Here is a 2,152-nt window from a genome sequence, read left to right as displayed (position 1 = left end):
CTGGCGTCCGCGACCGGCCCCATGCCGGCGGTCCGTTACGACTGACGTGCCGCCCCGGACGACGCCTGTCCCGATGCCTGCCCCGACGCGCGGCCGGACTCGCCGGGCTTCGCGCGCTGCTTGCTCTGGGTGAGCGCCGCCCCCGCCAGCACGATCACCGCGCCGACGGGCGTGTTCCAGGTCAGCTTCTCGCCGAGCAGGGCCACGCCGGCGGCGGTCGCGACGACCGGGATGAAGTAGGTGATCAGGGTCGCGGTCGTCGGCCCGACCTCGGCGACCAGCCCGTACTGGATGAGGAAGGCGACGCCGGTGCCGAACGCGCCCAGCGCGAAGATCGCGAGCAGCGGCCCCACGGAGAAGGAGGACGGCAGCGGGCTCAGCAGCGGCGCGAGGATCGCCAGCTGCACTGTGCCCAGCAGCAGCTGGGCACCCGACATCGACAGATTGGAGTCGCCCGTGCCGGTGAGCGTCCGCCGCACGTAGATCCAGCCCACCGCGTAGCTGGCGGAGGCGATCAGCGCCATCACCGTGCCCTTCGGGTCCTGGCCGGAGAAGCCCTGCCAGGCGCCGAGCACCGTCAGCACGCCGATGAAGCCGAGGCCCAGGCCGGCCAGCCGCCGCCGCGTCGGGCGGTCGTCGGAGAGTGCCACGAAGGAGAGCACCATGCCCCACAGCGGGGTGGTGGCGTTGCAGATGCCGGCCAGGGTGCTGGAGATGGTCAGCTCGGAGTACGCGAAGAGCGTGAAGGGGAGTGCGTTGAGCAGCACGGCCGCGACGGCCAGATGGGCCCAGGTGCGCGGAGCGCGCGGCAGCCGCTCCCGCTTGACGGCGAGCGTGGCGATGAGCACCACCGAGCCGAAGAACATCCGGCCGAAGGAGATGTACGGCGCGTCGTAGCCCTTGGTGCCGATCTTCATGAAGAGGAAGCTGAAGCCCCAGATCAGGGCCAGGGCGGCGAAACGTATCCGCCAGTCGACGGCGGAACGCCGCTGCCGGGGATCCGCGGCAGCGGCGTTGGTGGTGGGGGGCGTGGAGGCGGGCGCCGGGGTGGGGGAGGCGGGGGAGTCGTCCGAAGGTCGGGGTGTGGCGACGGTGCTCATGGGCTCTACGATGCAGTGCCCGCATCTCTTAGGACAAGCAAATAATTGTGTGAGCCATCGCGTAGCATCGCTTACATGTTGAACCTGGATCGCCTGCGCACCCTCAACGCCGTCGCCCGGCACGGTTCGGTGAGTGCGGCGGCCGAAGGGCTGCACGTGACCACCTCCGCCGTCTCCCAGCAGCTGTCCAAGCTGGAACGGGAGACGGGCCAGCAGCTGCTCGCCAAGAACGGGCGCGGAGTGCGGCTCACCGACGCCGGCCAGCTGCTCGCCGATCACGCCTCGCGGATCCTCTCCCAGGTCGAGCTGGCCCAGGCGGATCTGGAGGCGCAACGCGGCCGCGTCGTCGGCGAGCTGCGACTCGGCGCGTTCCCGACGGCCGCCCGGGGCCTCTTCCCCTCCGCGCTGGCCGCGCTGCGCGGCGCGCATCCGCAGCTGCGCGCCCAGCTGGAGGAGATGGAGCCGGACGAGTCCCTGCCACGCGTCGTGCGCGGCGACATCGACGTCGCCGTCGTGCTCGACTGGTACAACAAGCCGCTGCCCCTGCCGGACGGGCTGGTCAAGGCCCGGATCCTCGACGACCCCGCCGACGTGGCCGTGCCGGCCGGTCACCCCCTCGCGGACCGCGAGGAGGTCGCCCTCGAGGACTTCGCCGAGGACGAGTGGGTTTCCTGGCCCCGCGGCGAGTTCTGCCACGACTGGCTGATGTTCACGCTGCGCTCGAAGGGCATCGAGCCCCGCGTCTCCCACCGGGCCCAGGAGCACCACACCCAGCTGGCGCTGGTCGCGGCCGGCCTCGGCATCGTCGTCGCCCCCCGCCTGGGCCGCGGCCCGGTGCCCGAGGGCGTGCGCATCGTGCCCGTGCGCCACACGATGTGCCGGCACGTCTTCGCGGTCTGGCGCACAGACGCCGACCGCCGGCCCTCCATCCGCGCCACGGTGGAAGCGCTGCGCCGGGCGGGACGCGGCGTCGGCGTTGACCAGGCCCAGCCCGGCGGCGCACACCCACACCAGGGCCAGGCTGACGTGCCCGGTCAGTGTGGCGAGGCCGA

The 2,152-nt window shown here is 72.4% G+C and carries 2 protein-coding genes; one reads left to right on the top strand and one right to left on the bottom strand.

Translation table 11 applies throughout. The annotated features are described in order from the left end of the window. Window positions 1-35 precede the first annotated feature (35 nt). Window positions 36-1,100: a DMT family transporter gene (locus tag AB0K09_RS32825; protein ID WP_366069046.1), complete on the bottom strand. Its 1,065-nt coding sequence runs from the start codon at window positions 1,098-1,100 to the stop codon at window positions 36-38. 75 nt (window positions 1,101-1,175) lie between these two features. On the opposite strand from AB0K09_RS32825, the gene AB0K09_RS32820 reads away from it, so the two are divergent. Then, the coding region (locus tag AB0K09_RS32820; RefSeq protein ID WP_366069045.1) for a LysR family transcriptional regulator at window positions 1,176-2,152 on the top strand (977 nt) is incomplete at its 3' end.

It is taken from the genome of Streptomyces sp. NPDC049577, from assembly GCF_040675635.1.
Taxonomy (GTDB): Bacteria; Actinomycetota; Actinomycetes; order Streptomycetales; family Streptomycetaceae; genus Streptomyces.
The sequence above is the reverse complement of the archived record's forward strand: the minus strand, read 5'-3'. Positions and strand labels throughout refer to the sequence as shown.